Below are 21,254 nucleotides of genomic sequence, written 5' to 3'. Positions count from 1 at the left end.
AAAAAACTTTTAACCTTCATATTATTATTTTGAATTACATTGGCAGGGAGGAGAGCAATTGGACACCAAAAAATATTACAAACCAATTCTCCTTTTACTAGCACTCATTTTTTTAACTTACTTTTCTATTTCCTTTTTCAATAAAACCATAGAGACAGTTGCAAACAACAAAGAAGAGATAAAAACTGTACTGGATGAATTTTTTAAAAAAAGAGGAAGTGTGCTTTTAAGCGGTGACTTAAAAGAGATAGAAGGCTTTTATGACAAATCTTCCACTTATGGCAAATGGGCATTGGACCATGAAAGGAGGCGAGTTGAATACGTTAAAGGATGGTCAGAAAAAGAAATCTTAAATTTACAGAAGCAGAATCTTTTTACAGGATAAAAAGTGTAAAAGCTGGCGAAAATTCCGTATGGGTTTACCTTGTGGAAACTATGAAAATGGGATACGCTTACAACATAAAAAGTGATGTAATAAATTACATGGGATTAGGTATACGACATTCTGTACAGCTTGTAAAAGTTGATGGAAAATGGCTTATAAGAAGAGATTGGTACTATGACCCTCTTGACGAAGATTCCGCCTATATAGATGCTGCTCCTGCTGAAGGCATAATGCCTGAAATTGCACCTACTACTTCAAAGCCAGAAACTGGAGAAGAAGCAAAGCCTAAAAAGAAGGGTAAATACGACAGAGAAGGAGCAGTAGCTTATGCTGACAAATACGCAGGAGCTGCTTGGGGAAGCGGCAATAACTACGAGTACAATCCAAAATATAGGGATTATAACGGGGTAGGAGGAGACTGCACCAATTTCGTCTCTCAAGTATTACATGAAGGAGGAGGCCTTCCAATGGACTATGTATGGAACTTCAACGGCAAAGACTCTTCCACCGCTTGGGCACAAGCACCCGCTCTTTTTAACTATCTCATTTATACAGGAAAAGGAAAATTAATTGCAAAAGGATACTATTTAGATATGGTAAAGCCTACTGAACAGCACCCAAAAGGTGCCATAAGAGAAATTGAAAAAGGAGACCTTATATGCTATGAAGAAAAGGGAGAAATAGTACACTTTGGCGTAGTTACAGGTTTTGATTCTATAGGGATACCCGTTGTAAATACTCATACTTCCGATAGATACCATGTCCCTTTTGACTTAGGATGGGATAAGAGAGTGATTTATAGATTTATACATATAAATGATTAAAGATAGAGAAAACTCTCTATCTCAGACTGTTGACAAACTTTCGTAAAGGAGATATTTTGCATAAGGAGCGACTTGTTACAAAGCGACCCGGCACTCAAGTAAGAGAGTTTGATAAAGCAAAAATAGAAAAAACAAGCTTACTTACTTGAGTGCCGGGAAACTTAGCAAGGCCGAGGGTGGAGGCAGGGCCGAAGCCATGGATGGCGGAGGCGGGCACCTTAAGGCATGGATGCCACCTGACGGAGGTACCCTGCCGGAGTCCGAAGATCGAGCTTTAGTTTTGTCGCTTTGGAACATCGGAGCGACGATGCAAAATATCTCTTTTGAATATTTTTTAACTTTGTCAACAAACTGAGATAGAGAAAACTCTCTATCTTTAATTTTTTTATCTGCTTCTTGAAGTTTTATAACATCCTCATCCATAAGATTTTTGTCATGGTGATGCCTTACAATGCCTACTATTCTCTCATTTAACCCAATTCCCTTACAAATTTCTGCACCATATTCTGCATGATTATAATAGACTTTAAAAAAATATATATGTTTTTCAAGAAACTTAGCCAAAAAGGAATTTTCTTTAAAATCACCGCCATGGCTTTTCTTTCAGGAGTAATTTTCGCTTTTATCTTTCCAATATCATGAAAAAGAGCCGCTTTTAAAAGGTCTTGGTCTTCTGTTCCGTATTTATTAATAAGATAATAGCACACATCTAATGAATGCCTTTTTTCATAAACAGGCAATTTATTAAAATATTCTAATTCCTTTTCATTTAGGAATCCAAGTAAAAATTGATAATCTTTTTCATAAATTTTAGCTCTTTTAGCTTTAAAATATTGTTTTATCCTATTCACAAAATCACCTTTATTCTAATATTATACCTTCTTTTTCAAGGACCTTCAATACTTTACCTGATTTTATAATATTAAAACAGGCATTTATGTCAATATAAAGCTCCCTATCTTCTTCCAACGGCTTAACGTATTCTCTTACTAAATCATATATTATTTGAGAGCCCTTCCCTTTTTTAAAACCTTTCCTAAACTCCATTGCCTGCAAAGCTGCCATAAGTTCTATTGCTATAACCCTTGTAGCGTTTTCTATTATTTCCCTTGCCTTTCTCGCAGCAATAGTGCCCATACTCACATGGTCTTCTTGATTTGCAGAAGATGGTATAGAATCAACAGAAGCTGGATGCGCCAAAACCTTATTTTCTGACACTAAAGAAGCTGCTGTGTATTGAGCTATCATCATACCAGAATTTAGCCCCCTTTTTCAGTCAAAAAAGGAGGAAGGTCGTTTAACTGATAATTTACAAGCCTTTCAATCCTTCTTTCAGAAATATTAGCAATTTCAGAAACTGCAATACCTAAAAAATCCATTGCTAATGCAATAGGCTCTCCGTGAAAATTGCCCCCAGATATCACCTCGCCATCTTCAGGGAAAATTAAAGGATTATCTGTTGCAGAATTTATCTCTCTTGTAAGAACTTCTTCCGCATATTCAATAGCATCTCTTATAGCTCCATGGACTTGTGGAATACACCTTAGGGTATAAGCATCCTGAACCCGTATTTCTCCCTGTCTCGTTATTAGAGTACTTCCTTCACACATTTTTCTTATATTTTTAGCAGTGATCATCTGACCTCTATGAGGCCTCACCATTTGGACTCTATCATCAAAAGCATCAATTATTCCTCTTAAAGCTTCTAAAGTAATAGAAGATACAGCATCAGCAGATTTTATAAGTCTTTTAGCATCATATACATTTAAGCATCCTATTGCTGACATAACTTGAGTGCCATTTATCAAAGCCAAACCTTCTTTTGAACTCAAAACAACTGGACTAATCCCTGCCTCTTTCATTGCTTTTTCTCCAGTCATTCTCTCACCTTTGTATAAAGCTTCACCTTTCCCTATCATCACAAGAACCATGTGAGCTAAAGGTGCAAGGTCTCCGCTTGCTCCTAAAGATCCTTTTTCAGGTATAACAGGAGTTACTCCTTTATTTAACATTTCAATCAACGTGTTTAAAGTTTCAAGCCTTACACCTGAAAAACCTTTCGCAAGGGCATTTGCCCTCAAAAGCATAATTGCTCTTACTACTTCTTCCGGTAATGGTTCTCCTACTCCACAAGAATGGCTCATAATCAAATTCTTTTGCAAAATTTCTGTGTCTTCTTTAGATATTACGACATCGCTAAATTTCCCAAAACCCGTCGTGATTCCATAAACTACTTTTTCATCATTTACATATTTTTCTACTATTTTTCTAGAATAAAGTACTCTCTCTTCAGCAATATTGCTAAGTTCTACTCTATACCCATCTCTTGCTACGTGCACTACATCTTCTATTGTAAGATTATTGCCATCTATTATGACCTTTCCCATAATCCCCCTCCTTTTTACGTTAATTCTTTATCGCAATAAAACAAAAAACGCGAGAGCTTTTCCTCTCGCGTTTTATTATTAAATTGTAAAATTTTCCCTCTCATTTCAATCCCACACTTAAATCCTTAAATTAGTCTTATAAGTATATTATATTCTACAAAGTTTAAAAAAATCCTTTTGACATTTCAAGATTTAAGTCTGATCAAGGCTTGATAAAACTTCATCAAAAACTCCTATTCTGCAAATTTTTCTATTCACATCCCAATGTTGACATATTTCGCAGCTTCTTTCTTGCAAAGACACAGACATACTCAAATTATTTCCATAGCGAGATGGATCTAACTCAAAATCCTCACAGCTTCTTCCTACAGCTTTCAATTGTTCAGTACTTACCACAAAATTCACCACCTGTAATTATAATCTTTTTATACTTTCTTCTACATCAAAAGGACTCATTCCCGTTGCATCTATCACCGGAACTTTTGTCGAAATATCATCTATGCCTAGCATATTTCTACTTTGCCCTGTTATAACTATGGCATCATAGGCATTTAAATTGTTTTTTTCTGAAAGAGTTTCTTTTAATTCTACAACTTCATATCCTTTTTGCTTTAAATACTCTTTAATATTGGAAAGCTGACTTTCTACCGCTACTCTTTTCCCCACACCAACACCTCCTGTAGCTCTTATTAAATAGTAGTATTTTCAAATAGTAGTATTCTCTATACCAATTATTTTATACCTCTAATTGCTTCTCCGACTAAGACAACTATGAAAGACAAAAACCACATTACTAACATGGCAATAATAAGATAGCTTCCCCATATTTTTATAAATTTTATCTCATCTCGCCGTTCTGGTAACTCTTCTTTATAATAAATTTTTTTGACAAGTCTTAAATCATTGATCCAATAAGAAATATACAATACGCCCCCTAATAATCCTATACCAACTCCTATTAAAAAAAGATAATTGCTATAATATACGAAAGAAGTAAAAAAACCATTTACTATAATGTTAAGCACTATTGCTATTATTCCCAACACAATTCCTAAAATAATTCCTTTTTTCATACTCCACCTCAATTTCTCCACTTCTATAAATTACATTTTGATTATATCACAAAAGTAAATTAAAATAATTTATCATAATATTATAAAAATTTAAAATTTGATTTTCTAGCAGGATTTTGACACCTTTATATAGAATAAGTATAGTTGTCCATTTTTTTAGGGTGGGGGTATAAATGAAAAAGAAAAAAGAAAAATACCTCAATATTATGATTATTCCTGATTCAAATCAACAAATCAAAAGCTTTAAAATTTCTATTCCCCTTATAAAAACCGTAGTAATAGTGGCTTTTTCAATAATTATGGCTGCTACAATTTCTTTAGTCTATTTTGGCAAAACAACTGCTTACCTATACACTGTAATAGCAGAAAAAGATAAAAAAATCGCGCAACTAACCTCCCTTAAAGAAGAACAAGACAAAAAAATAGCTACTTTAGACAAAAATGCTCAATTGGTCAATGAAAAAATTAAAGGCTTAGATGAATTAGAAGAAAAGGTAAGGCGTATGGTAGGATTATCCACTTCCACTCCAAGCCGTGGCAATGTATCAAGAGATATTAGAGGTGAAAGCAACATATCTTATGACAATGAAACAACCGCTGAACTTATTTCGGAAATAGATCAAAAAACACAAAATTTACAAGACCTTATTTCAAAAGTAACAGCTCGACTTGATTATCTGAATTCAATACCCAGTGTTTATCCAGTATATGGTACAACAACCTCCTCTTTTGGAACGAGAAAGTCTCCTTTTGGATATGGAAGTGAATTTCACCCTGGAATTGACATATCGGTACCTGTAGGAACTCCAGTAAAAGCCGCTGGAAAAGGTGTAGTTACATATGCAGGATGGTTATCAGGATATGGTAATGTGGTAATCATAGACCATGGTTATGGGATTCAGTCAGTATATGGACATAATTCTCAGATTCTTGTCAAAGTAGGTCAAACTGTAAAAAGAGGCGATATAATAGCAAAATCAGGGAATACCGGAAGAAGCACTGGACCTCATGTTCACTTTGAGATTAGAGTAAATGGCAATCCTGTAGATCCAATGAAATATCTTGCAAAGGGGAATTGATATGTTTCAAAAAAGAGAACAGATTGTAGAAGTTAATCCAGACAAAATTGACACCGTCATAGGAAAAAATTCAACTTTTGAAGGCACAATTAAATCAGAAGGCACTCTAAGGATAGACGGTAATTTTACAGGTCAAATAGAAACAAAAGGAAATGTTGTAATAGGTGAGTCAGCAAAAATAGAAGCGAATATAACAACAGATAATATAATCGTTTCAGGTGAAGTAAAGGGAAATATATTTGCCAAAGGCCAGCTACAACTTACTTCTACTGGAAAACTTTATGGAGATATAGAAGTTCAAAATTTGATAATTGAAGAGGGAGCTATTTTTGAAGGAAAGTCTAAAATGACAAAGTCTTCTCCTTCAGATTTTAACAAAAAAGATGAACAAACAAAATAAAAAGGCCATCTTACGGCCTTTTTTATATTATAGGAAGATATATGCCGTTTTCATTAGATTCTCCTTCTAAAACCTCTTTCAGTATATTTATCCCTTTTTCTATCTCCTCCAGCTCACAAGAGGCAAAACTTAATCTTATAAAATTGTTTTCTTTTTTTATTGCAAAAAACATATCCCCTGGAACTATAAGTAAATTTCTCTCTAAACATTTAGAATACAAATTTTTAGCAGAAATATTGTTTTTAAGCCTTAACCAGTAGTAAAAACCCCCTTTAGGATATTCAAACTCTACATAATTTTTTAATGTTTGAAGCCCTTTACCCATCTTTTCAAATCTTTTTTTCATCACTTGTTTTATTTCCCCAATATGGCTTTTCCAAATATTTTCTCTAAGATATAAATCAAAGGCTCTTTGCATTAAACCTGAAGTAGATAAATCTGTCACATATTTTGCTTTTAAAAAACTACTTACTAACCTTTCAGGAGCAATTATAAACCCTAACCTCAAGCCAGGCATGTATATCTTTGAGAAACTTCTTATATAAATGACTCTGTCATATTTATCATAGGCCTTAAGTGGCAATATCTTTTCTTCTGTAAAACTTAAATCACTGGCAAAATCATCTTCTAATACATAAGTCTCGTATTTTTCCGCTAGCTCTATCAGTTTCTTTTTTATCCTCACTATAGACAATGCCGGTCGGATTGTGAAAATTAGGTATAGTATATATGAACTTAGGCTTAAACTTCTTTAACTTATCCTCTAATTCCTCTAAATTTATGCCATCTTTTTGCAAATCTACTTCTAAAATCTCTGCTCCTCTCGATTCAAAAGAGGCTAAAGCCCACGAATAGGTGGGTCTTTCAACAATTATACTATCTTCAAAATTTATTAGCGCTTTCGATACTACATCTATACCTTGCTGTCCCCCAGAAATTACCTGTATATTTTCAACATAAGTAAATATTTCATCTTTCTTTACAAATTCTTTTATAGATTCTCTTAATGGTTTATATCCTCTTGTGTCTTGATACTCAAATGCATATCCTCCATCTCTTCTCAATACTCTATTGATTAAATCTCCAAAATCCTCCACTGGAAAAAGCTCTGGATTAAGAGATGAAGAAGCAAAATTTATAATTCCTTTCCTTAAGGGAATTTCTCCTTGGTCTGTTAATTTAAAGGTTTCATCAAGGTCCTCCTCTTTTTTTATATCTTCACATACATAAGTACCACTTCCTACCTTAGTATATACATATCCATTTTGTTCTAAAAGCTTATAAGCGTTTATCACTGTAATATTGTTTACTCCCAACTCCTTTGCAAGGCTTCTTATAGTGGGGAGTTTATAACCGCCTGGCAGGCTGCCATTCTCTATAAATCTTTTTATTTGGCTGTACAACTGAATATACAAAGGTACATTTTTACTTTTATCAATTGTTATTTTATTCATATCCATCCCTCGCAAAATTGTATCGCTACAATTATTATATCATTATCATGACAAAAATTCTTTTTAATTTTAAAATGTATTATAATGGATATGGGAGAAGAAATATTATAAAGAAACCAAATGAGGTGAGATCATGTTTTTACTTTTAAAAGGTGGAGAAGTTTACTCTCCTCAGCCTTTAGGTAGAAAAGATATTTTAATCTGCAATGGAAAAATAGTAAGAATTGCTGATGAAATAAAACCTATGAAGGAATTTGGAAATGTAGAAATTGTAGATTTGCAAGGCTTTATCATAGTTCCCGGATTCATTGACCAACACGTCCACATCGCAGGAGGCGGTGGAGAAGGAGGACCAGTCACAAGGACACCTGAAATAACTCTATCTGATATCACAAAAGGTGGAATAACTACAGTTGTAGGCCTCTTGGGAGCAGATGGAATAACCAGAAGCATGGCTTCTCTTCTTGCAAAAGCGAGGGCTTTAGAGCAAGAAGGCATAACTACCTACATATATACCGGTGCTTATGAACTTCCCACCCGCACTTTAACAGGAAGTGTAAGGTCTGATTTAGTTTTAATCGACAAAGTAATAGGTACTGGAGAAATTGCCATTTCAGATCACAGGTCTGCACAACCAACTACTGAAGATTTAACAAAACTTGCTGCAGAAGCAAGAGTTGGAGGACTTTTGGGTGGTAAACCTGGAATAGTTCACTTACACGTTGGAGATGGAATAAGAGGATTGTCCCCGTTATTTGAAATAGTGGAAAATACTGAAATACCTATTACGCAATTTGTTCCTACTCATATAAACAGAATAGGACATTTATTTGAACAAGGATTGAAATTTATAGAAATGGGTGGCGTAATTGACCTTACTTCTGATATAAAGCCGGACGCCCACACAAAAACTGCTTTAACCCCTAAAGAAGCAATTAAAAAAATTATAGAAAATAAATTGCCAATAGAAAAGGTAACTATGAGTTCTGACAGTAACGGTAGCATTCCAGTATTTGATGAAAATAAGCGATTGGTAAAGGTTATGGTGGGAAGTGCACAAACTCTATACCGCGATTTAAGAGAAGTTATAGTGGAAGGGATACTGCCAATAGAACAAGCAATTAAAATAATAACAGAAAATGTAGCAAAAGTGTTGAATTTATATCCAAACAAGGGGTGTATCAAGGAAAAATCAGACGGGGATATAGTAGTATTAGATAGCAATTTAAATATTCATTCTGTTATTGCAAAAGGAGTATTCATGATAAAAGATAAAAAAATAGTAAAAAAGCATGTTTGAAGAATAAAAGAGGCGGTCTCACGCCTCTTATTCTTTATATTCTTGCAATATCATTTCAGCTATTATTTCCATTGGAATTGACATATCCATGCTCATCTTTCTCATAATTTTATAAGCTTCCTCTTCACTCAATCCTTTAGCTTTCATAATATACCCTTTTGCTTTTTCAATCTTTTTTCTCGCTTCAAGTTCATGCTTTAATTTTTGAATTTCTTCTTTCATGCTCCTAAACTTTTTGTAATTTTCTATGACAAATTCAACTGTCGACAAAAGTACCCCTCTGTCTACTGGTTTTAATAAATAAGAAAATACAGAATATTTTCTTATTTCCTCAAGAAAATCTCTTTGAAGAGTAGAAGTCATCAAAATTACAGGTGCTATATCATCTTCATTTATAATGCGTCCAACTTCAAAACCATTTATATTGGCAAGATTCAAATCCGCTATAACTAAATCAGGAGCGAGAGCGCGACAAAGCCTTATAGCACCTCCGCCATCTCTCGCTTCATAAACCAAGTGTCCATTCGCTAATAACACATTCTTTATGAACTGCCGAGACAAATCGCTACTGTCTGCTAAAACAATTCGCCATTGGCTCATCGAGACACCTCTAATTTAGCTTAGAATTTAGAAAGATATTGATCTAATTCCCACTGAGTAACGTATATTTTGTACTCATCCCATTCTGCTCTTTTAGCCTCCAAGAATTTTGTATACACATGATCGCCTAATGCTTCTTTTATAACTTCATCCTTTTCTAACTCGTTTAAAGCTTCTTCTAAAGAGCCTGGCAGTCTTTCAATTCCTAAGTTTTCTAATTCTTCTTTATTCATATGGTATATATTTGCATTTACAGGTGGTGGCGGTGTTATATTATTCTTTATACCATCTAATCCTGCTGCCAATGCAACAGCCAAAGCAAGATAAGGATTGCTGGTTGGATCAGGACTTCTAAGCTCTATTCTTGTAGATTCTCCTCTTTTGGCAGGAATTCGTATTAAAGGACTTCTGTTTCTTGCAGACCAAGCAATATTTACAGGAGCTTCATAGCCTGAAACTAGGCGTTTATAAGAATTAACAATAGGGTTAGTAATAGCTGTCATAGCTTTTGCATGTTTTATAATTCCTCCTATATAGTTATAACATACTTTACTTAGCCCTATAGGGTCAGAAGGGTCATAAAAAGCATTTTTACCATCTTTTGTAAGTGACATGTTCATATGCATTCCAGAACCTGCAATGCCAAAAACTGGTTTTGGCATAAAGGTGGCGTGTAACCCATGTTTTTGAGCAATTATTCTTACCACCATTTTAAAAGTCATCACATTGTCAGCAGTAGTTAATGCATCGTCATATTTGAAATCTATCTCATGTTGTCCTGGTCCTACTTCATGATGAGATGCTTCAATTTGAAACCCTAGTTGCTTAAGAGTGGATACCATTTCTTTTCTTGCGCTTTCTCCTAAGTCCACAGGTGCCATGTCAAAATAACTTGCATCGTCTTGAGTTATTGTCGTAAGATTACCCTTTTCATCCGTCAAAAAGAGATAAAACTCGCATTCAGGCCCTACATTAAATTGATAACCTAATTTCTTCGCCTCTTCTAAATTTCTTTTTAAAACATAGCGAGGGTCTCCTTCAAAGGGAGTTCCATCGTAATTGTAAATATCACATATGAGTCTTGCCTCTACGCCAGAGTTTGTCCTCCATGGGAAGATCACAAACGTATCAGGATCCGGCCTTAAATACATGTCTGATTCTTCAATTCTCACAAATCCGTCAATTGAAGATCCGTCAAACATAATTTCATTGTTGAGAGCTTTATTTAGTTCTTCTACTGGGATAGAAACATTTTTCATGACTCCAAAGATGTCACTGAATTGAAGATGTACATATTCCACTCCATACTCATTTGCCAGTTTTAAAACATCCTCTTTGCTATATTTTTTACCCATAATCTTCCTCCTCTAATAAATTAAGGGCGCACTCAAATAGGGTGCCAATACCCATTTGAAGACGCCCTTGCCTTCCCTATAAATTATTATTAAATTTTAACTAAGAAATATTATATCACATTTTTTTCACAGTGCAATATAGTTTTAATAATTTTTTGCTATTTTTTCTCTACTAGTATGTCAATGCCATCAATCCAGCCAGAAACTACGTTGAAAAGCCATGCTCCAAAAGCACTAACTATAGAAAAAATTATGCCATAAACTATTCCGCCAATGAGGCCACCAATTATTCCTGCACCAAAAGCTCCAAAGCTGTTTGCAAAAAGTCCACCAAATAAACCACCAATGAGTCCCAGAATTAGGCCTATCACAATCCCGTAAATCAAAGTAAATTTAAAAACTGACAAAACAGATATTTTTTTGAGTTTATAATTCCACATTTTAACACCTCCTTCCTTTTTTGAAATTTTAAATGTTTACGTTATAATTATATTATATTCAAAAATAATTATGCCTGTCTGTAGTTTCAGGGGGATTTTATGAAAAGTTTTACAACAGTTATTCCATTTATAAAAAAGCACAAGTGGGATTACATAATAGGTATAATTTTTTTATTAGCAGTAGACTTGCTTCAAATGATAGTTCCCCATTTACTAGGTTCAGTAACTGATTTATTTAAAAGTAAAGATTTAACTCCAAAAGTACTATTAACGTATTCGTTTTGGATAATAGGTATAGCTATTTTGGTATTTGCTTTTAGATTTATTTGGCGTATGAAAATAATGGGGATGTCAAGGCTTTTGGAAAAAGAACTAAGGGAACAACTTTTTGCTAAGTTTCTTGAACTTTCGCCACAATATTACAATGAACACAAAACAGGTGATTTAATGGCTCATGCCACCAATGACATAAACGCCGTCAGAATGGCAGTAGGACCTGGAATTGTAATGTCTGTAGATGCATTATTTTTAGGCATATCCATAATAATCATAATGATTTTTACTATCGATCCAAAATTGACTATATTAGCACTTCTGCCTTTACCTATTATCGCATTGGTAGTCACTCGCTTTGGCAAACTCATTCACTCAAGATTTTTAAAAGTTCAAGAAGCTTTTTCCTCTTTAACAGATAAAGTTCAAGAAAGCATATCCGGTATCAGAGTTATTAAAGCCTTTGTTCAAGAAAAAGAAGAAATAGAAAACTTCAGACAGGAAAATTTAAGAAATTTTAAAACAAATATGAACATGATTAAAATCTGGGGATTATTTGACCCTACTGTTCAATTTTTAGCAGCATTAAGTTTTACAATAGCTTTGCTTTACGGTGGAATACAAGTAATAAAAGGGATAATCACTTTGGGTGATTTTGTAGCATTTACCAGTTACCTTGGAATGCTCATCTGGCCTATGATGGCTTTTGGCTGGGTGATAAATATTTTTCAAAGAGGTTCTGCTTCTATGGAAAGGCTTAATAAAATTTTCAGTGAAGTACCAGAAATAACCGATAACTATGCAGATCCAAATATTACACTAATTGAAGGAAATATAGAAATAAAAAATCTCTCATTTTCTTATAAAAAAGGCCTACCTCCTGTTTTAAAAAATATAAACATAAGTCTTCCAAAGGGAAAAACTCTGGCTATAATAGGTAAAACCGGCAGTGGTAAAAGCACTCTTGTAAATTTACTTGCAAGACTTTATAAAGTACCGCAAGATACCATATTTATTGATGGGCATGACATCAACGAAATACCTTTAAAAGTTCTAAGACAAAACATGGGTTTTGTACCTCAGGACAACTTTATATTTTCAGATACTATAGCCAATAATATAGCCTTTGTCAATGAAGAACCTCTAGAAAAAATACAAGAATTTGCTTCAATGGCAGATGTACATAAAGATATAATGGACTTTCCACAGCAATATCAAACAATTGTAGGCGAAAGAGGAGTAACTCTCTCAGGCGGTCAAAAGCAAAGGATAGCTATCGCAAGGGCTTTAATAAAAGAACCAAAAATCCTTATTTTAGATGATAGTCTCTCTGCTGTAGATACAAACACAGAAGAAACCATACTAAACAATTTACGCGAATATATGAAAGATAGAACAACTATAATCGTCTCTCACAGAATCTCTACTATAAAAAACGCTGATGAAATTATAGTATTAGATAATGGAGAAATAGTTGAAAGGGGAACCCATGAAGAGCTTATTAAGCTAAAAGGTCTTTATAACAGCATATATGAAAAACAGCAATTAGAAGATGCAATATTAAAAGAGGTTTAAGGCGGTGATAAAATGGAATACCAACAAGAAGAAGTAATGACCAAACCTTTTGACATTAAAATAATGAAAAGGCTTTTGACATACGCTAAACCTTACTGGTTGTACATTTTTATAGCAGCTGTAGGTATACTTTTAGTAACAGCATCAAACCTTTTACGACCATACCTCGTCCAAAAAGCTATTGATAACTATATAAATAATCCTAACATTCCTAAAGTAGAAGCAATAAATGGCGTTACACATATAGGGATTTTGTATTTAATAATCATAACCGTAGCCTTTATCATAAATTATGGACAGATTTATTTGATTCAATACACAGGTCAAAAAATAATTTTTAACTTAAGGCAACAGATATTTGAACATCTACAGAGTTTATCATTATCATTTTTTGATAAAAACCCTGTAGGAAGGTTGGTGACCCGTGTTACAAACGACACTGACACTTTAAATGAATTGTACACAAGTGTTATAGCAAACCTTTTTAATGACATCTTTATAATATTAGGAATAATCATTGCCATGGTAAGTTATAATGTAAAACTTGCATTAATCAGCCTCTCTACTACTCCGTTAATTATTGGAGGAATGTACATATACAGAAAATTAGCTTCACAAGCCTATAGACTTGTAAGAATTCGCCTTGCAAGAATAAACGCCTTTCTTTCAGAACATATAAGTGGGATGAAAATTGTACAACTTTTTGTAACAGAGCATAAAAAAAGCAAAGAATTTGAAAAAATAAATAAAGATTATTATGACGCTAACATGAGGCAGCTTACAATTTTTGCAATATTCCGTCCTTCTATGGATGTAATATATTCTTTAACTTTGGCTCTTTTAATCTGGTATGGTGGGAAAGACATAATATCTCACAAAATTGAATTTGGCGTACTTTACGCTTTTGTAAATTATCTGCAACAACTGTTTCAGCCAATTTTTGATATATCAGAAAAATATGACATACTTCAATCGGCAATGGCTTCAGCAGAAAGAATTTTTATACTTTTAGATACAAAAGAACAAATAAAGGACCCTGAAAAACCTATTCCTTTAGAAGACATCCAAGGAAAAATAGAATTTAAAAATGTTTGGTTTTCTTACAACGGAAAAGAGTGGGTATTAAAAGATGTAAGTTTTGTGGTCAATCCTGGCGAGACAGTAGCTTTTGTAGGGGCAACTGGTGCAGGAAAAAGCTCTATAATAAGCCTTTTAAGTCGATTTTATGACATACAAAAAGGAGAAATTTTAATTGACGGAATTGACATAAGAAAAGTAAGGCAACAAGATTTAAGAAAACATATAGGTGTTGTATTACAAGATGTCTTTCTTTTTACGGGAGATATTAAATCAAACATAAGACTAAACAACAAAAACATAACAGACAACGATATTTACATGGTAGCAAAATATGTAAATGCTCATCACTTTATAAAAAAACTTCCAGAAGGCTATGAGTCAAAAGTAACCGAAAGAGGCTCTACTTTGTCAGCCGGTCAGAGACAGCTTTTAGCCTTTGCAAGAGCTTTAGCTTTTAATCCAAAAATATTAGTATTAGATGAAGCAACAGCGAATATTGATACAGAAACAGAAAGGCTTATACAAGATGCATTAAAAAAACTAACAAAAGGCCGTACTACCCTTGTAATAGCCCATAGACTATCTACAATACAGCATGCAGATAAAATAATTGTACTTCACAAGGGACGCATAAGAGAAATGGGTACTCACAACGAGCTTTTGCAAAAGAAAGGTCTGTATTATAACTTATATATGTTGCAGTACAAAGACCAATTAATAGAAAAAGAAGCATAAGTAGCATACTAAGATTTATGATGGACATACTATTTTTGAGGTGATAGTATGAGAAAATACTCTAAAATAGTATGTGCCATCTTTATTTTCTTACTTTTATTCAACTTATCAGGCTGTAAAAATAAACAACAAAATAAACCTCAAAAAAAGCCTCAAACAAGTCAAAAAGCAGAAGTACCAAAAGAACTATCTAAAATAGAAAAAAATATAGAAAAAATAATAAAAGAAGCACAGAAAATAAAGGAAAAACCACAAAGTGATCAGGAAAAACAAAGTGATAAAGAAAAAAAAGATAAAAAGGAAGAGGATAAAAAATCACCAAAGAAAACTCCTGAAGATAAATCTTGGGAAGAAATTAACAAAGCAATAAAAGATATTCATACAGATTGGAACTCATTAACTCCTTTAGTTACTAAAGAAGGAGCAAAATTAAATCTAATAAATAGTATGAGTGCCGCTATAAATGACCTTACTATTATAGCAAATAAAAAATCAAAAATTGATGTTTTGATATATGCAAATAATGTGTATAAATATATTCCTGATTTAGAAGACCTTTTTCAAACAGAGGCAACTACTGACATAAAACGATTAAAATTTTACGCTCAAGATATCGCTTTTAAAAGTGAAGTGCAAAAGTGGGAAGAAATTTCAAAAGATTTGATAGATATAAATTCTGTGTGGCAAACTTTTAAGCCAAAACTTCCTAAAGAAGCAAAAAATTCAGCTGACAAATTTGAGGCAGGAATTACTGAATTACAAAAAGCAATAAAATCTCAAAATAAAGTTTTAACTAAAATAAAGGCAGAAGTACTTTTACAAGATATAAAATCTCTTGAAAAAACTGCAAAGCCTAAAAAGTAAAAAATTACTTTTTAGGCTTTTTGTTCATCTGTAATCCTTATTTTATTGACTTCATATAATAATAATGATATATTTTAAATTAAATAAACCTGCTTTAATGCAGTATAATTGAAATATTGTCATAATTTTAGAACTTTAGAGGAGGATAATAATGGGAGTTAATGTAGCAATTGTAGGAGCTACCGGAATGGTAGGTAGGACTTTTCTTAAAGTAATGGAAGATAGAAATTTCCCAGTTGACAAACTTTATTTATTTGCTTCGTCAAAATCTGCATGTCAAAAAATCACATTTAGAGGTAATGAATACATTGTAGAAGAACTTACTGAAGAAAGTTTTAAAAGAGACATTCAAATCGCTCTTTTTTCTGCTGGTGCAACTATAAGCAAACAATTCGCTCCAATAGCTGCTTCTCATGGCGTAGTCGTAATTGACAATTCCAGCGCTTGGAGAATGGATGAAAATGTACCTTTGGTTGTCCCTGAAGTAAATCCTCAAGACATTTCATGGCACAAAGGAATAATAGCAAATCCCAATTGCTCTACCATTCAAATGGTAGTTCCTTTAAAGCCTCTTCACGACAAATATAAAATAAAAAGAATAGTGGTATCTACCTATCAAGCAGTGTCTGGAGCAGGTAAAAAAGGTGTAGATGACCTTGAAAGAAGTTTAAGAGGAGAACCATGCCAAGTATTCCCTCATCCTATTGCAAACAACTGTATTCCTCACATTGATTCTTTCGCACCAAACGGATACACAAAGGAAGAATTAAAGATGATAAACGAAACCAAGAAGATCATGGGAGATAGTTCAATAAAGGTATCTCCAACAACAGTAAGAGTCCCTGTTGCAAACTCTCACAGCGAATCTGTCAATGTAGAATTTGCAAGGCCTTATGAAATGGAAGAACTAATAGAAGTCTTAAAACATGCCCCGGGAGTTGTTGTACAAGACGATCCTCAAAATAATATTTATCCTCTTGCAACTTATGCTACAGGAAAAGATGAAGTTTTTGTAGGTAGAATAAGAAGAGATGAGACAGTTTACAGCGGTCTTAACATGTGGATTGTAGCCGACAACATAAGAAAAGGAGCGGCAACAAATGCCGTTCAAATAGCAGAACTTTTAATTAAAAATATGTGAAAGGAGAATAATTATGCCTGTTTTTAAAGGGTCAGGTGTCGCTATTGTTACTCCATTTAACGAAGAGGGCGTAAATTTTGAAAAACTTGGCGAGCTTATTGAATGGCATATCAAAGAAGGAACTGATGCTATCATCATATGTGGTACCACTGGTGAAGCCTCTACAATGACACAAGAAGAGCAACAAGCGGCAATTAAATTTACAGTAGAGAAAGTCGCCGGAAGAATACCAGTAATTGCAGGAACCGGTTCTAACAACACTGCCCATGCTGTTGAAATGAGTGAATATGCTCAATCTGCAGGTGCTGATGCTCTTTTAGTTATAACACCCTATTACAACAAAACAACACAAAAGGGATTAGTGGCTCACTTTACTGAAATAGCAAGACACGTAGACATACCTATTATTATCTATAATGTCCCCAGCAGGACATCTCTCAACATGCTGCCAGAAACTTATCTTGAATTGAGTAAACATGTAGACAACGTAGTTGGAGTAAAAGAAGCCAGTGGTGACATCGTACAGGTAGCTGAAATTGCCCGCATTATGGGTAAATCTTTTGAAATATACTCAGGAAATGACGACCAAGTAATACCAATAATGTCTTTAGGTGGCTTAGGAGTAATATCCGTCACGGCAAATATAATCCCGGCAAAAATACATGAAATGACAACCGCTTATTTAAATGGAGATATTGAAAGGGCAAGAGACATGCAGTTAGAACTTAATCCTCTAAATAAAGCCCTTTTTATAGAAACAAACCCTATTCCGGTAAAGACTGCTATGAACTTAATGGGATTTAATGTAGGACCTTTGCGTCTCCCACTGGTTGAAATGAGCGATAAAAACTTAGAATATCTGAAATCTGTTCTCTCAAAGTACGGTTTATTGAAGGAGGCAAATTAATGATTAGAATAATAATTCATGGCTGTAACGGAAAAATGGGAAAAGTCGTAGCAAAGTTAGCAGCAGAAAGTCATGATTTTAAAATAGTAGCAGGAGTAGATAAAAATATCTCTCCTCTTGACTTTCCTGTTTACAGCGACTTAAAAGATGTAAAAGAAGAAGCAGATGTAGTAATTGACTTTTCATACCATGAAGCTGTACCTAATTTAGTGAAAGCCGCTCTACAAAAGAAGCTTCCTGTAGTCATTGCCACGACTGGACTTAGTGAAGAAGAATTAAAGGTCATAGAAGAAGCATCAAAAGAAATACCGATTTTTAAATCTGCCAATATGTCCCTTGGAGTAAACATACTTATAAACCTTGTAAAAGAAGCTGCAAAAATCTTACAGCAGGATTTTGACATAGAAATAATAGAAAAGCATCACAATATGAAAAAAGACGCTCCAAGTGGCACTGCGTTAATGATTGCAGATAGCATAAACCAAGTGCTAAATGACAAAAAGGAATACGTGTATGGACGCCATACTAAAACTGAACAGAGAAAGCCAAACGAGTTAGGAATACACGCAGTAAGGGGCGGCACAATTGTGGGTGAACATCAAGTAATTTTTGCAGGTCACGATGAAGTAATCACCATAAGTCACTCTGCCCAATCCCGTGAAATTTTTGGTTATGGTGCCCTACAAGCTGCAAAATTCATAATAAATCAAAAACCTGGCTTATATACAATGGAAGACCTTGTGAAGAAAGGATGATAATTTTGAGCACAAATGATAACTTGACAAACCCTTATGAAATTGCAAAATATATCAAAGAAGCGAAAAAAACCACACCTGTTAGAGCTTACATACAAGGGAATATAGAAATTGAAGAAACCGAAGAATTAGAAGTATATGGCTGTGACAACTTTAAAATCGTCTTTGGAGAACTAGATGTCGTTGAAAAATTGATTGAAGCAAATAAAGATAAAATAAAACATTATCGCTTAGAGTACGACCGCAGAAATTCTGCAATTCCTTTGCTGGATATTAAGCATCTTGACGCGAGAATAGAACCAGGTGCAATAATTAGAGATCGAGTAAAAATAGGCAAAAACGCTGTGATAATGATGGGGGCAGTAATAAACATAGGTGCAGAAATTGGTGAAAATTCTATGATAGACATGAACGCAGTAATAGGCGCCAGAGGAATTATAGGCAAAAACGTCCATGTAGGAGCTGGAGCTGTTATAGCCGGGGTATTAGAACCCCCAGCAGTGTACCAGTTGTGCTTGAAGATAACGTACTTGTCGGGGCAAACGCAGTTATATTAGAAGGAGTAAGAGTAGGTCATGGAGCTGTTGTAGCAGCAGGATCAGTTGTGACAGAAGATGTACCACCTAACACAGTAGTTGCAGGAGTTCCAGCAAAGATTGTAAAAATAGTAGACGACAAAACCCGTGAAAAAACAAAACTCATGGAAGACTTGCGAGGTTAAATAAAACACCCGATTTTGTCGGGTGTTTTAATATTCTATTCCGTATCTCGCTGGTATTCCTTTTTCAAAAGGATGTTTAATCGCTTTCATCTCTGTAACCAAATCCGCTTTTTCAATTATCTCCTGAGGAGCACTCCTTCCTGTCAAAACCAATTCCATCTCCGTCGGTTTCATATCTATTAACTTTAACACATCTTCCACTGTGTACATTTTACTATGTATTGCCGCCATTATTTCATCTAAAATTAAAATATCGCACTTTTTGTTTTGGAGGACATCTACAACAAATTCATAGGCTTTCTTCATATCCTCAGCAAGAATCTTCTTTTCCTCTTCATTTAAACTCCAAAAAACTTTTCTGTTGATTGAAACCTAAAAACCTTGAAATTTTCAATATTCTTAAGTGTATGCAACTCCCCTGTATCCGTGCCTTTCAGAAATTGTACCATATAAACTTTAAAGCCTCTTCCCACCGCTCTTATGCCAAGTCCAATAGAAGCCGTCGTCTTTCCTTTGCCATCTCCAGTATAAACTTGTATAAGTCCTCTCTCCAAAACTCATTCCCCCTTGTGTCCTCTGTTATTTCCATTCTAACTCTTTTGTAATTCTTTTTCAACCACTTCCATTCTCGTAATAGAAACCTCATAAGCGACCTTTGTAACCACTTCATCGCCCAGTTTTTTTGGTATTCCCTGCTCTGTACTCTTCCCCATAAACGTATACGATCTCCTATTTCTAACTTTTCAGAAAACCTTGCATTTCTTCCCCACGCTATGACAGGTATGTAATCAGATTTGTTATAAGGCCTATTTACCGCAATTAATAAATCAGTTATCTCTCTCCCAAAAGGAGTAGTTCTATAAACAGGTTTTTTACAAATAAAGCCGTCTAAAAAAATTTCATTTGGATTTTTTACTACTTCCTCCTCAGGTATCGTCATTATGTCCCGGGCAAATATGGTCAAAATTAATTTATTTTTCCCTTCTTCTGGAGATTTCCTATTATAAGACCTCAATTGCCCTTCAACCTTTACCCTTCTGCCTACCTGTAAATTCATACCTTCAAACAGGCGGTTAGAAATAGTAACCGGAAGATAATCCTTTGTTTCACTCAATCTTGGCACTTCCAAAATAAAATTAAAAAATTCTTCGCCATATAGTTCATGACTGTACTCTAAATCAGTAAAAATTTTTCCTACAACTACAACTACGTTGTTCTCCAAAAAGTTGCCTGCCATGTGTTCACTCTCCCCTTCCCCTTATGTGTCCTTCTAAAAATATATATTAAAATTGGAAAGCATTTATGACAGGTGGCAAAAGTAATCGTTAAAATTATCTTCAAAAAATTTATCACCGCCCACTATTTTCAAAGGTTTTAACCACATTTTGTATATCTTTAATTTCATATCCTAAAATTAATAATACAGTTATTACAAATAATGAGTTATATATATTATACTGTCCAGGAACTTTTATTTCAACAGGTATTTCCATTGGCTCTATCAATTTGCCCTTTAAATTAAAAAAAGTCCTTTGTACGCAATAATTAAATTCATAACCTTCATCTTCATAAGATATTGAAGAAGCAGTAATGGAAGATTTTGGATTTAAACCGCATGTTATAAGGGTAGAATTTATTCCCTGTGCAAAGAGTTTATTTGATAGCTCATCATCTGCATTTGTTATTATAATACCGCTCGGAAAATTATAAATATAATTTTTTAACTTGTGAAAATCCTCATCACATAGAATATCAGAGATAATTAAAATATCTGCTCTCTCTTTATAATTCTTTAACTCTTCTATCACTATTTCTTTAGAATGTACACAGTAGGATAAAAATTTTATAATAGAACTTTTTTCTGAACTTCCTCCTACAAATATATGTACCATATAATCAGCTCCTA

The 21,254-nt window shown here is 34.0% G+C and carries 16 protein-coding genes and 7 pseudogenes; 11 read left to right on the top strand and 12 right to left on the bottom strand.

The features are described 5' to 3' along the window. Window positions 1–58: 58 nt before the first annotated feature. Window positions 59–1,209 (top strand): annotated as a pseudogene (locus OEI98_RS04700) (amidase domain-containing protein). Between the two features lie 381 nt (window positions 1,210–1,590). On the opposite strand, the pseudogene OEI98_RS04690 reads toward OEI98_RS04700, so the two are convergent. From OEI98_RS04690 to OEI98_RS04670, 5 genes and pseudogenes are all read right to left on the bottom strand, one after another. Beyond that, window positions 1,591–2,060: pseudogene (locus OEI98_RS04690) on the bottom strand (HDIG domain-containing metalloprotein); the annotation flags it as partial. Between the two features lie 10 nt (window positions 2,061–2,070). Then, a pseudogene (gene hutH, locus OEI98_RS04685) lies at window positions 2,071–3,596 on the bottom strand (histidine ammonia-lyase). Between the two features lie 192 nt (window positions 3,597–3,788). Continuing rightward, window positions 3,789–3,992 (bottom strand): hypothetical protein, encoded by a 204-nt coding sequence (locus OEI98_RS04680; protein ID WP_003870295.1) that lies wholly within the window; start codon window positions 3,990–3,992, stop codon window positions 3,789–3,791. Window positions 3,993–4,010: 18 nt separating this feature from the next. After that, entirely contained in the window at window positions 4,011–4,262 is a 252-nt protein-coding gene (locus OEI98_RS04675; RefSeq protein WP_003870296.1) for a YkuS family protein, read from the bottom strand. A gap of 65 nt (window positions 4,263–4,327) precedes the next feature. Then, window positions 4,328–4,669 (bottom strand): hypothetical protein, encoded by a 342-nt coding sequence (locus OEI98_RS04670; protein WP_003870297.1) that lies wholly within the window; start codon window positions 4,667–4,669, stop codon window positions 4,328–4,330. Between the two features lie 173 nt (window positions 4,670–4,842). Between OEI98_RS04670 and OEI98_RS04665 the strand changes: the two genes are divergently transcribed. Both OEI98_RS04665 and OEI98_RS04660 read left to right on the top strand, forming a co-directional pair. Beyond that, on the top strand, window positions 4,843–5,748 hold the full coding sequence (locus tag OEI98_RS04665; protein WP_074592266.1) for a M23 family metallopeptidase: 906 nt from the start codon (window positions 4,843–4,845) through the stop codon (window positions 5,746–5,748). Window position 5,749: 1 nt separating this feature from the next. After that, a complete protein-coding gene (locus tag OEI98_RS04660; protein WP_003870299.1) occupies window positions 5,750–6,148 on the top strand; it encodes a bactofilin family protein in 399 nt (132 codons plus the stop codon). A 22-nt stretch (window positions 6,149–6,170) separates the two neighbouring features. Here the strand turns inward: OEI98_RS04660 and OEI98_RS15025 are convergent. Further along, window positions 6,171–7,602, bottom strand: a pseudogene (locus tag OEI98_RS15025) (PLP-dependent aminotransferase family protein). Between the two features lie 133 nt (window positions 7,603–7,735). On the opposite strand from OEI98_RS15025, the gene iadA reads away from it, so the two are divergent. After that, window positions 7,736–8,902 (top strand): beta-aspartyl-peptidase, encoded by a 1,167-nt coding sequence (gene iadA, locus OEI98_RS04645; RefSeq protein WP_266039886.1) that lies wholly within the window; start codon window positions 7,736–7,738, stop codon window positions 8,900–8,902. Between the two features lie 27 nt (window positions 8,903–8,929). On the opposite strand, the gene OEI98_RS04640 is transcribed toward iadA, so the two are convergent. The 3 genes from OEI98_RS04640 to OEI98_RS04630 form a co-directional block, all read right to left on the bottom strand. After that, window positions 8,930–9,502 carry an ANTAR domain-containing response regulator gene (locus OEI98_RS04640; protein WP_019907523.1) on the bottom strand — a complete coding sequence of 191 codons (573 nt, stop codon included), beginning with the start codon at window positions 9,500–9,502 and terminating at the stop codon, window positions 8,930–8,932. Between the two features lie 20 nt (window positions 9,503–9,522). Then, entirely contained in the window at window positions 9,523–10,857 is a 1,335-nt protein-coding gene (gene glnA, locus OEI98_RS04635; RefSeq protein WP_003870303.1) for a type I glutamate--ammonia ligase, read from the bottom strand. A 158-nt stretch (window positions 10,858–11,015) separates the two neighbouring features. After that, window positions 11,016–11,297 (bottom strand): hypothetical protein, encoded by a 282-nt coding sequence (locus OEI98_RS04630; RefSeq protein WP_003870304.1) that lies wholly within the window; start codon window positions 11,295–11,297, stop codon window positions 11,016–11,018. Between the two features lie 99 nt (window positions 11,298–11,396). Here OEI98_RS04630 and OEI98_RS04625 point away from each other — a divergent pair, with 99 nt between their 5' ends. The 7 genes and pseudogenes from OEI98_RS04625 (at window position 11,397) to dapD (ending at window position 19,348) form a co-directional block, all read left to right on the top strand. Next, window positions 11,397–13,145 (top strand): ABC transporter ATP-binding protein, encoded by a 1,749-nt coding sequence (locus OEI98_RS04625; RefSeq protein ID WP_014062620.1) that lies wholly within the window; start codon window positions 11,397–11,399, stop codon window positions 13,143–13,145. Between the two features lie 12 nt (window positions 13,146–13,157). After that, window positions 13,158–14,960 carry an ABC transporter ATP-binding protein gene (locus tag OEI98_RS04620; protein ID WP_019907522.1) on the top strand — a complete coding sequence of 601 codons (1,803 nt, stop codon included), beginning with the start codon at window positions 13,158–13,160 and terminating at the stop codon, window positions 14,958–14,960. Between the two features lie 48 nt (window positions 14,961–15,008). Continuing rightward, a complete protein-coding gene (locus OEI98_RS04615) occupies window positions 15,009–15,824 on the top strand; it encodes a hypothetical protein (RefSeq protein WP_019907521.1) in 816 nt (271 codons plus the stop codon). Window positions 15,825–15,975: 151 nt separating this feature from the next. Continuing rightward, window positions 15,976–16,965 carry an aspartate-semialdehyde dehydrogenase gene (locus OEI98_RS04610; protein WP_004397091.1) on the top strand — a complete coding sequence of 330 codons (990 nt, stop codon included), beginning with the start codon at window positions 15,976–15,978 and terminating at the stop codon, window positions 16,963–16,965. A gap of 13 nt (window positions 16,966–16,978) precedes the next feature. After that, entirely contained in the window at window positions 16,979–17,872 is an 894-nt protein-coding gene (dapA, locus tag OEI98_RS04605; RefSeq protein WP_004397092.1) for a 4-hydroxy-tetrahydrodipicolinate synthase, read from the top strand. Beyond that, complete coding sequence (gene dapB / locus OEI98_RS04600) at window positions 17,872–18,627, top strand: 4-hydroxy-tetrahydrodipicolinate reductase (RefSeq protein ID WP_004397093.1); 756 nt, start codon at window positions 17,872–17,874, stop codon at window positions 18,625–18,627. The genes dapA and dapB overlap by 1 nt, the downstream gene beginning before the upstream one ends. Then, window positions 18,624–19,348: pseudogene (gene dapD / locus OEI98_RS04595) on the top strand (2,3,4,5-tetrahydropyridine-2,6-dicarboxylate N-acetyltransferase). The gene dapB and the pseudogene dapD overlap by 4 nt, the downstream one beginning before the upstream one ends. Window positions 19,349–19,375: 27 nt before the next feature. Here dapD and OEI98_RS15020 read toward each other — a convergent pair. From OEI98_RS15020 to OEI98_RS04575, 3 genes and pseudogenes are all read right to left on the bottom strand, one after another. Next, a pseudogene (locus OEI98_RS15020) lies at window positions 19,376–19,902 on the bottom strand (cob(I)yrinic acid a,c-diamide adenosyltransferase). Between the two features lie 36 nt (window positions 19,903–19,938). Beyond that, a pseudogene (locus OEI98_RS04580) lies at window positions 19,939–20,585 on the bottom strand (single-stranded DNA-binding protein). Window positions 20,586–20,697: 112 nt separating this feature from the next. Then, complete coding sequence (locus tag OEI98_RS04575; RefSeq protein WP_004397096.1) at window positions 20,698–21,240, bottom strand: Mur ligase family protein; 543 nt, start codon at window positions 21,238–21,240, stop codon at window positions 20,698–20,700. Between the last annotated feature and the right edge of the window lie 14 nt (window positions 21,241–21,254).

Source organism: Thermoanaerobacter sp. RKWS2 (genome assembly GCF_026240795.1).
Taxonomy (GTDB): domain Bacteria; phylum Bacillota; class Thermoanaerobacteria; order Thermoanaerobacterales; family Thermoanaerobacteraceae; genus Thermoanaerobacter; species Thermoanaerobacter ethanolicus.
Note: the sequence above shows the minus strand (reverse complement) of the source record. Positions and strands in the feature narration are given on the sequence as shown.

What these genes read in the sequence shown, in the direction of transcription:
- OEI98_RS04670 (WP_003870297.1), bottom strand. Translation starts at nt 4,669, where the DNA reads ATGAAAAAAGGAATTATTTTAGGAATTGTGTTGGGAATAATAGCAATA.
- OEI98_RS04665 (WP_074592266.1), top strand. Translation starts at nt 4,843, where the DNA reads ATGAAAAAGAAAAAAGAAAAATACCTCAATATTATGATTATTCCTGAT.
- OEI98_RS04660 (WP_003870299.1), top strand. Translation starts at nt 5,750, where the DNA reads ATGTTTCAAAAAAGAGAACAGATTGTAGAAGTTAATCCAGACAAAATT.
- iadA (WP_266039886.1), top strand. Translation starts at nt 7,736, where the DNA reads ATGTTTTTACTTTTAAAAGGTGGAGAAGTTTACTCTCCTCAGCCTTTA.
- OEI98_RS04640 (WP_019907523.1), bottom strand. Translation starts at nt 9,502, where the DNA reads ATGAGCCAATGGCGAATTGTTTTAGCAGACAGTAGCGATTTGTCTCGG.
- glnA (WP_003870303.1), bottom strand. Translation starts at nt 10,857, where the DNA reads ATGGGTAAAAAATATAGCAAAGAGGATGTTTTAAAACTGGCAAATGAG.
- OEI98_RS04630 (WP_003870304.1), bottom strand. Translation starts at nt 11,297, where the DNA reads ATGTGGAATTATAAACTCAAAAAAATATCTGTTTTGTCAGTTTTTAAA.
- OEI98_RS04625 (WP_014062620.1), top strand. Translation starts at nt 11,397, where the DNA reads ATGAAAAGTTTTACAACAGTTATTCCATTTATAAAAAAGCACAAGTGG.
- OEI98_RS04620 (WP_019907522.1), top strand. Translation starts at nt 13,158, where the DNA reads ATGGAATACCAACAAGAAGAAGTAATGACCAAACCTTTTGACATTAAA.
- OEI98_RS04615 (WP_019907521.1), top strand. Translation starts at nt 15,009, where the DNA reads ATGAGAAAATACTCTAAAATAGTATGTGCCATCTTTATTTTCTTACTT.
- OEI98_RS04610 (WP_004397091.1), top strand. Translation starts at nt 15,976, where the DNA reads ATGGGAGTTAATGTAGCAATTGTAGGAGCTACCGGAATGGTAGGTAGG.
- dapA (WP_004397092.1), top strand. Translation starts at nt 16,979, where the DNA reads ATGCCTGTTTTTAAAGGGTCAGGTGTCGCTATTGTTACTCCATTTAAC.
- dapB (WP_004397093.1), top strand. Translation starts at nt 17,872, where the DNA reads ATGATTAGAATAATAATTCATGGCTGTAACGGAAAAATGGGAAAAGTC.
- OEI98_RS04575 (WP_004397096.1), bottom strand. Translation starts at nt 21,240, where the DNA reads ATGGTACATATATTTGTAGGAGGAAGTTCAGAAAAAAGTTCTATTATA.